This window comes from Pseudomonas sp. LAMO17WK12:I1, from assembly GCF_900177315.1.
GTDB classification, from domain to species: Bacteria; Pseudomonadota; Gammaproteobacteria; order Pseudomonadales; family Pseudomonadaceae; genus Aquipseudomonas; species Aquipseudomonas marginalis.
This window is the reverse complement of sequence record NZ_FWZV01000030.1, coordinates 1-8047: the sequence shown is the minus strand read 5'-3', so window position 1 is coordinate 8047 and position 8047 is coordinate 1. Positions and strand designations below refer to the sequence as shown.

At 59.6% G+C, this 8047-nt stretch carries 8 protein-coding genes; 4 read left to right on the top strand and 4 right to left on the bottom strand.

Translation table 11 applies throughout. The features are described 5' to 3' along the window. Together B9N88_RS32120 and B9N88_RS32115 are read left to right on the top strand one after the other, a co-directional pair. Positions 1 to 1341: RHS repeat-associated core domain-containing protein (locus tag B9N88_RS32120; protein ID WP_143491289.1), on the top strand; the 1341-nt coding region annotated here is incomplete at its 5' end. Next, positions 1338 to 1658 carry a contact-dependent growth inhibition system immunity protein gene (locus B9N88_RS32115; protein WP_081744493.1) on the top strand — a complete coding sequence of 107 codons (321 nt, stop codon included), beginning with the start codon at positions 1338 to 1340 and terminating at the stop codon, positions 1656 to 1658. The genes B9N88_RS32120 and B9N88_RS32115, both read left to right, overlap by 4 nt. Positions 1659 to 1784: 126 nt before the next feature. On the opposite strand, the gene B9N88_RS32110 is transcribed toward B9N88_RS32115, so the two are convergent. The 3 genes from B9N88_RS32110 to B9N88_RS32100 all read right to left on the bottom strand — a co-directional run bounded on the left by B9N88_RS32110 (position 1785) and on the right by B9N88_RS32100 (position 4837). Next, positions 1785 to 3014: a M20/M25/M40 family metallo-hydrolase gene (locus B9N88_RS32110; protein WP_027608111.1), complete on the bottom strand. Its 1230-nt coding sequence runs from the start codon at positions 3012 to 3014 to the stop codon at positions 1785 to 1787. 46 nt (positions 3015 to 3060) lie between these two features. Next, positions 3061 to 4119 carry a diguanylate cyclase gene (locus B9N88_RS32105; RefSeq protein ID WP_027608110.1) on the bottom strand — a complete coding sequence of 353 codons (1059 nt, stop codon included), beginning with the start codon at positions 4117 to 4119 and terminating at the stop codon, positions 3061 to 3063. A gap of 85 nt (positions 4120 to 4204) precedes the next feature. After that, positions 4205 to 4837 (bottom strand): LysE family translocator, encoded by a 633-nt coding sequence (locus B9N88_RS32100; protein ID WP_027608109.1) that lies wholly within the window; start codon positions 4835 to 4837, stop codon positions 4205 to 4207. 124 nt (positions 4838 to 4961) lie between these two features. On the opposite strand from B9N88_RS32100, the gene B9N88_RS32095 reads away from it, so the two are divergent. Then, a complete protein-coding gene (locus tag B9N88_RS32095; RefSeq protein ID WP_027608108.1) occupies positions 4962 to 6386 on the top strand; it encodes an aminotransferase-like domain-containing protein in 1425 nt (474 codons plus the stop codon). A 90-nt stretch (positions 6387 to 6476) separates the two neighbouring features. Here B9N88_RS32095 and B9N88_RS32090 read toward each other — a convergent pair whose 3' ends face one another. Beyond that, complete coding sequence (locus tag B9N88_RS32090) at positions 6477 to 6947, bottom strand: GNAT family N-acetyltransferase (RefSeq protein ID WP_027608107.1); 471 nt, start codon at positions 6945 to 6947, stop codon at positions 6477 to 6479. A 271-nt stretch (positions 6948 to 7218) separates the two neighbouring features. Here B9N88_RS32090 and B9N88_RS32085 point away from each other — a divergent pair. Continuing rightward, positions 7219 to 8047: ribonucleotide-diphosphate reductase subunit beta (locus tag B9N88_RS32085; RefSeq protein WP_085205438.1), on the top strand; the 829-nt coding region annotated here is incomplete at its 3' end.

Sequence of the window (8047 nt, the reverse complement as noted above, 5' to 3'; positions counted from 1 at the left end):
CACCGCCTGCACGCCCACGCAATCACCCAGCAACAAGACCACCTCTACCAACGCCAATACGACTACGACAAAACCGGCAACCTCACCCGCCTGCTCGATACGCGCAAAGGCGAACACCACTACCATTACGACCCGTTAGGCCGCCTCACCCGCGCCGACCACTCCCAAGATCTGCAGGAACGCTTCGGCCACACCCCGGCCGGCAACCTGCTCATGCAAGACCGCCCCGGCCCCGATATCGTCGCCGGCAACCGCCTGATGATCCAGGGCGACCGTTACTACGACTATGACGCCTTCGGCAACCTGATCCGTGAACGGCGGGGTCGTGGGCACGCACTCGTCACCGAATACCGCTACGACTGCCAGCACCGGCTGATCGGCATCACCCAACCCAACGGCCAAATCGCCAGCTATCGCTATGACCCGTTTGGGCGACGCATCAGCAAAACCGTGGACGGCATAACCACGGAGTTTTTCTGGCAAGGCGACAGGCTGATTGCCGAACACCATGCAGACCGCCATCGCAGCTATCTCTACGAACCCGACAGCTTTCGCCCGCTGGTTTTGTTGGAAGGCTTCGGCCCAAAAGATACCAAGCCCTACCACTACCAACTCGACCACCTCGGCACGCCGCAGGAGCTGACCGCCCCCGACGGCGACATCGTCTGGTCCGCCCACTACCGCGCCTACGGCCAGATCAGCCGTCTCGACAAAGGCAAAATCGACAACCCGCTACGTTTTCAGGGTCAGTACTTCGATCAGGAAAGCGGACTGCACTACAACCGTCATCGCTACTACAATCCGGATATTGGGTGTTACCTGACGCCTGACCCGGTGAAGTTGGCGGGTGGGATCAACGCGTACCGGTACGTGCCCAATCCGACGGGGTGGGTGGATCCGTTAGGGTTAAGCTGTAAGATTGGAAATTGCCCGGATTCAAAAAACGATTTAACAAAAAAAGCACCTCCTGGAGTATTAACTACTCACGAGAAGGCTGGAGGACACCTGATTGAAAAACATGTCGGTCGAACAGACGAACAGTTAGCGGCAAGATTTGAATCAGAACCGCGCATCCCAGCCTCATCCACCTTCAAAACTCTAGAAGAGGCTGAGGCTATAGTGTCCAAAAGCTTGACTGCACACCAGCAAGAAATAACTACATTTTTAAGTGGAAACAAGGAAAAACTCTTAATTAAAGGCAGCTCAAGTCAACCCGTAGGGGTAAGCATGCTAAATGGAGCAACAAAATCCGTACCTGTTTATAAGTTCCTATTAGTCATAAAACGAGCTCCTAAAATGCCAGATGGCTATCTATTGCTAACAGGATACCCAGAAAAATGAATGAACCATTAACAGAGCTACAACAATTTTTTGGTGCTTACTTTAATCAGGATTGGGCGGAAGATCATTCATCAGCCGATGATGTCATCGATACATTTCTACTGGACTCGCCTAGAGAAATAATCATGACAGTAAAACAGGAAATTTTAGAGCTGATAAATTCGTATACCAATGAGCCAGACCTTCAAGAAAATTTACTGCATATACAGCATTGCTATTACTACTATCCACACCAATGGGCCTCAGGCCCATTATGGCTAAATCACATAGTTCGAAAGTTTGATGAACACCTACAAAAAAACCAATATCCAACTTAAAAAACAGCCGTATAACGATCTTTGCTATTAATATTTTGGCCTGCTGCGCAGTCCACGCAGGGCAAGCCTGCTCACCACAAGGAATGAAGGCTCAGCCAAATCGAATGGGCGAGCCTCCCAGGCTGATCAGCGTTTACTCAGTTCCATAATCATCCGACTCAACAAGTAAATCCGCGGTGCCACGCTCTCCACCTCCGCATACTCCTGCGGCGTATGAATATTCCCCCCCACTATCCCAAACCCATCCAACGTCGGCGTCCCTACCCCGGCGGACAAACTGGCATCCGCCGCGCCGCCGCTGCCTTCAATGGTCAACTTTTTACCCAGCTCCCCATAAATCCCCTGGGCAATCGCCACCAGCTTGTCCGACTCCGGCGTCTGCGGCATGGGCGGCAGGCCGCGTTTGAGGGTGGTGGTCACTTCGGTTTCCGGGATCAATTTGTTGGCGGAGACCCGCACCAAGTCCTTCTCGATCCGGTCGAACTCTTCCGGCAATGCCGCACGCACATCGGCCTTGGCGGTGGCTTGGTCGGGGATGACGTTGGTGCGGTCGCCCGCGTTGATCACGGTGAAGTTGATGGTGGTCTTCTTGTCTTCATCGCCGAGTTTGCCCAGTTGCAGAATCTGGTGCGCGGCTTCCATGGCGGCGTTGCGTCCCAGCTCCGGGGCGACGCCGGCGTGGGCGGCTTTGCCTTTGACTTCGACCACGGCGGTGGCACTGCCTTTGCGCCACACCACCAGGCCGTCGGCTGGGCGGCCGGGCTCCAGGTTCAGCGTGACGTCGTGGGCCTTGGCGGTGTTACGGATCAGTTCAGAGGCGATGTCGGAACCGGTTTCTTCGCTGGCATCGAGCAGGAAGGTAATCTGTGCATAGTCCTTGAACCCTTGGTTCTTCAGGACTTTGAGCGCGTAGATGCCGGCGACGATGCCGCCCTTGTCATCCATCACGCCGGGGCCATAGGCGCGGCCATCCTTGATATGAAACGGCCGTTCGGCCGCCGAACCTTCCTTGAACACGGTGTCCATGTGGGCCATCAGCAGGATTTTGGCCTTGCCGTCGCCCTTGAGGGTGGCGATCACATGGCTGCTGTTGGCGGCGGCATCCGGCACCCGTTCAATGGTGAAGCCCAGTTGTTTGAGTTCATCGACGGCGATGTCACTCACCTGGGTCAAGCCTGGCCCGTAGCCGGAGCCCGAATCGATATTCACCAGGCGCTCCAGCAGTTTCAAGGCCGGGGCCTTGTACTGCTCGGCGTCGGCCTGGATCTGTTTGTGGGGTTCGGCGCTGTAGGCCGGGACTGCAAAAGACAAGGCCAACGTGGCGGCCAGGAAAGTACGCGGGAAGGTGAAGGGCATGAACCGATCCTTGTTTTTTGTTGGGGTGCCGCCTCACCCTACCCCACTAGACCGACCGCAACCAAGTGCCTTGCACCGAACTGACCCGGTTGCGCCCGCTGCTCTTGGCTTCATACAGCGCCAGGTCTGCCTCATTGAGCCAACGGGTCGAGTCGGCGTGCCCTGGTTGATACGGCGCCAGGCCGATGCTCAAGCTGGCGCGCAATGACGGGTCCTGGGCGTAGGCCAACGCGTTGAAGCGATCGCGCAACGCATCCATCACTTCGGTGGCGCGGTTGAGCGGCATGCCCGGCAGGATCACGCAGAACTCATCGCCGCCATAGCGCCCGGCCAGGTCAGTGGCGCGCAGGTTCTGGCGCAGCACTTTGCCGAGCTGGCGCAGGACGATGTCGCCGGTGACGTGGCCATAGGTGTCGTTGATAAGCTTGAAATGGTCGATGTCGATCAACGCAATCGCGGCCCCTTGCTGTTCGCGGCAGCAACGTTGGAACTCGATCTCCAGGTGGTCTTTCCACGCGCCATGGTTGAGCAGGCCGGTCAGGCTGTCGGTGCGGCTCAGCGCCAGCAGTTCGCGTTTATGCCGGGCCAGGGTCACCGCCTGGCGGTAACAGATCCAACCCAGCGCCAGCGGGTACACCATCAGAATCGGCAGGCAGGCATAGAGCTGGACCGGGGTGGTCGTGGCGATAAAGGCCGGGGTGAATATCAACAGCGACGTGCCGATGCCCAGCGCCTGCGCCGCCCAGCCCGCCAGCATGAAGCGCGGACCGCCGATGGCGACGTTGTTCATGGTCATCATCGACAGGGTCGTCACACCGGGAAGCGGGTTGAAGTGCATGGCCGCGACCCAGAAACCGCCGCAAAACGAATCGAACAGCAAATTGCGGCGCTCACTGCGCAGCGTATGGGTAGTCCGCAACGAGCGCTGAAAGGCCACGACCGGCCAGACAAAGGCGTTGATCACCATCCAGGCCCACACCCATGGCGCCGGATCCAGCGGGTACATGCCAAACACCACGCACACGAAACCGAGCGTCAGCCCCAAGGTGCGGGATTTATACAAACGGGTAGCGAGCGGAAGTCCTTTTCCTCCGACGGCTGGCATGGAGGGCTGTAATCCTGGATGAATGCCTGGAGTCTATCAGGGCGCCAGCAATTAGCCACCATTGCTCACTCCCCCGCCAAAACATTCAGTGGGAAAAACCGCGGGCCAGCATCAACGCCACCCCCAGCAGCAGCACCGCCGTGATCCGCTGCAATAGCACACGGCGCTGGGGGTTTTCCAGCACGTGCTTGATGCGCTGGCCGAAGTAGCAATACAGGCAACCGCTGGCAAATTGCAGCACCAGAAAGGTCGCCCCGAGGATGGCGATATCCACCGCTGCACGGTGCTCCCCTGCCCCGGCGAACTGTGGGAATACAGCGCTGAACATGATGAGGGTCTTGGGGTTGGAAAAGCCGGTCAGCAGTCCTTTGCCGAACAGGCTGCGCGAGCCCTCCACGGCAGCCGCCTTGCCGATCGACACGCCGCTGCCGGTCCACTGCTTGTAGGCCAGATAGAGAATGTAGGCCACTCCGACCAACTGAATGGTCAGGGTGATGGCGAGATTGCCCTTGATCAGTGCCGAAAAGCCCACGGCAAAGATCAGGATGGAAATCAGGTACGACACACTGGCACCGAGTTGCGCCGGGATCGAACTGCGCAAACCGCTCTTCAAGCCCAGGCTCAACAGCAGCAGGGTCATGGGGCCGGGGCTGAAGGTCATGGTGGCGCAAAACAGCAGGAAGTAGAGAAACGAAGAGAGCGTCAATGCGCTGGTCATGGCCTTGGACCTGAGACGAGAAGGCGTGCAGTTTAGGCAAGCGGCGTTGCATAAGGCAGGTAAAGTCAGGCCTAATCCGGCCGAACTTCACCGGTAAAATCACCGGTAAACACAAGGAAGGTTTATGTTTATACCCGCCATCGCGTTTGTGAACGGCACACCCAAGGTGCAGCAGATCGTCGAGGCGTTCAGCCAGCTCATCGAGACCGGCGAATGGGCACCCGGCAGCAAGTTGCCGTCGGTGCGTGAGTTGACCCAGGCCCTGGGTGTCAGCAAGTTCACCCTCAACGAAGCCCTGGACCGCCTGCGCGGGCGCAACCTGCTCACCTCCAGCCAGGGCCGTGGCTACTTCGTGGCCGTTGACAGGGTGCGCCCGGCCTCGGCGAGCTGGGTCGACCTGCTGCCCCAGGACCTGCTCAGCGTATTGCGCCGCCCCCTCGCCTCAGTCTACGGCGACCTGCGCCCCGGCGGCGGCCACTTGCCAGAAGCGTGGCTGGATAACGAAGCCTTCCGCCAGGCCATGCGCAGCACCGTGCGTGCGCCGTCGCTGCGCATCGCCGCACTGGGCACATCCGCCGGGCTGCTGCCCTTGCGCCAGGCCCTGCAACAGAAGCTGCATGCCGACGGTTTGTCGGTGCCGGTGGAACAAATCATCACCACCCCCAACACCGTGCAGGGCCTGGACATGCTCATGCGCCTGCTCGCCAGGCCCGGCGACACGGTGCTGCTGGACGCACCGTGCTATTTCAACTTTCACGCCAACCTGGCCTTGCACGGGGTCAAGATCGTGACCATCGAGCGGCGCCCCGACGGCTTCGACTTCAGCGTTCTCGAGCAGTTGCTGGCCGAACATCGTCCCAGCCTGTACCTGACCACCAGCGTGCTGCATAACCCCACCGGCCACTCCTTCAGCCCCAGCCAGGCGTTTCGCCTGTTGCAACTGACCCAGCAGTATCACTGCCATATCATCGAAGATGACCTCTACGCCGACCTGCACCCCAACCCGCCGCCGCGCCTGGCCACTGTCGCCGGCCTCGACCAGGTCACCTACCTTTCGGGCTTCTCCAAAGTCCTCAGCGCCAACGCCCGTGTCAGCTATGTGGTGGCCGCACCGCAACTGGCGGCCAACCTTACCCATATGAAGCTGATGAGTGGCGGCGTGACCTCGGAGCTGCTTGAACAGATCGTCTACCGCACGCTCAGCGAAGGCAGCTACACCAAGCATCGCAAGCGCATGGTCCAGCGCCTGATGGAGGCCGGCGGACGTGTCGAACAGTGGCTGCGGCGTTGCGGCTGCGAACTGCCGATGCCCTATGAGGGCGGGATGTTTATCTGGGCGCGTCTGCCACCTGGGGTAAGCGGCGAGCAACTGGCCCAGGATGCGTTGAAACAAGGCATGGTGCTGGCGCCGGGTGCGTTGTTCGGTAATGACCCGGCGCACCGCGACTCGATGCGCTTCAATGTGGCCCACAGTGATGAGCCACGGGTGCAGCAGGTGTTTGCGGCGCTGTTGCAGGCTGCATCCGATGGGGCTCCCCCGCCCCCCTAACATGAGACGGGTTTACTCCCGACGGCCGTGCGCCGGTGAGCTTCTGTGTTACCGAGCCGTCGGGGTCGGCCCCACAGCCCACGCCGGCCACTACTGGAAGGCGCGTTCCATCTTGATGATCTCGATTGAAATCGCACTGTTGCCACGGCTGAAGGTGCCTTCGCCAATCTTGCGAAAACCGAACGCGGCATAGAATTTTTCGGCGGTAAGGGTGGCTTCGAGGTAGGCGCACCTATGGCCGGCAGCCTCGATAAGCAGCAGCGCTTTGGTCAGCAGACGGGCGCCGACGCCCTGCCCGGCCGCATCCCCACGAATGAACAGCTTGCTGACCTCATGCCCGTCCACCTCGACGAAACCTTGCACAGTGTCGGTGTACGCCAGCCAAAGGTTGCCGGCAGCGATGGCTTCGCGGTACGTGTCGGGCGAGCGTCCGTCCAGCCACATGGCAATCTGTTCGGTGCCATAGTCGGCCTTGCACAGGTGTTCGACAGAGTGTCTATGCACCAGGAAGAGGCTTTCAGCGTCGTCCTGGATGGCTGGGCGGATCAGCAGTTTTTTCATTCCCTTGAGATTCCGAGCGAGGCCAATGAACCCACGCTTTATAGCCGAATGAGCGCCGGGGAGCGACCCAGGACCGCACATCTTGTGCGTTGACCATGCCCCCCACACACCATATAGTGTGCCCACAAACAGAACAGACCACTACATAGTGTGCAGTATCGGTAATCACCGACCACACTCTGCGCAGTATTTCAATGCCTGACAGCCTGCAAATCAGATTTTTTTGGACGGGTTCACATGCCGTCAAACCAGAACAGAAGGGAGTATTTCAATGCTGAGTTGGGATGAAGTCGACAACGAGGACACCGGTGCAGCCGTGATCAAGGGCGCCAACGCCGGCCATGCCAGCGAAGCCAACATGGACCGCCTCGACGGTGCCGGCGCCGCTGCCGCCATCGAAGCCCGCGCCGTCACCGCCAGTGACTCCGCCGCCATCGTGCGCGCCAAGGCTGCCCTGGACAAACTCGACGTCGCCGAAGGCCTTGCCGAACTCGAAGGCGCCTCCGCCCGCGTCGCCGTTGACGAAAAGCGCATGATCAACTGCCGCGCCGACCTCAACCAACTCGTGCCCTTCAAGTACGACTGGGCCTGGCAAAAGTACCTCGACGGCTGCGCCAACCACTGGATGCCGCAGGAGGTCAACATGACCGCCGACATCGCCCTGTGGAAAAACCCCGAAGGCCTGACCGACGACGAACGCCGCATCGTCATGCGCAACCTCGGCTTCTTCTCCACTGCGGATTCGTTGGTCGCGAATAACCTGGTCCTGGCCGTGTACCGCCTGATCACCAACCCGGAGTGCCGCCAGTACATCCTGCGCCAGGCCTTCGAAGAAGCGATCCACACCCACGCCTACCAGTACTGCATCGAATCGTTGGCCATGGATGAAGGCGAGATCTTCAACATGTACCACGAGATTCCATCGGTGGCCAAGAAGGCGGCGTGGGGCCTGAAATACACCCGTTCGATCTCCGATCCGAAGTTCGAAACCGGCACCGTCGACACCGACAAGGAACTGCTGCGCAACCTGGTCGCCTACTACTGCGTGCTGGAAGGCATCTTCTTCTACTGCGGCTTCACCCAGATCCTGTCCATGGGCC

Bases quoted from the DNA above. Each gene is read 5' to 3' on its own strand.
- B9N88_RS32115 (WP_081744493.1), top strand. From the start codon at position 1,338: ATGAATGAACCATTAACAGAGCTACAACAATTTTTTGGTGCTTACTTT.
- B9N88_RS32110 (WP_027608111.1), bottom strand. From the start codon at position 3,014: ATGCCCTTCACCTTCCCGCGTACTTTCCTGGCCGCCACGTTGGCCTTG.
- B9N88_RS32105 (WP_027608110.1), bottom strand. From the start codon at position 4,119: ATGCCAGCCGTCGGAGGAAAAGGACTTCCGCTCGCTACCCGTTTGTAT.
- B9N88_RS32100 (WP_027608109.1), bottom strand. From the start codon at position 4,837: ATGACCAGCGCATTGACGCTCTCTTCGTTTCTCTACTTCCTGCTGTTT.
- B9N88_RS32095 (WP_027608108.1), top strand. From the start codon at position 4,962: ATGTTTATACCCGCCATCGCGTTTGTGAACGGCACACCCAAGGTGCAG.
- B9N88_RS32090 (WP_027608107.1), bottom strand. From the start codon at position 6,947: ATGAAAAAACTGCTGATCCGCCCAGCCATCCAGGACGACGCTGAAAGC.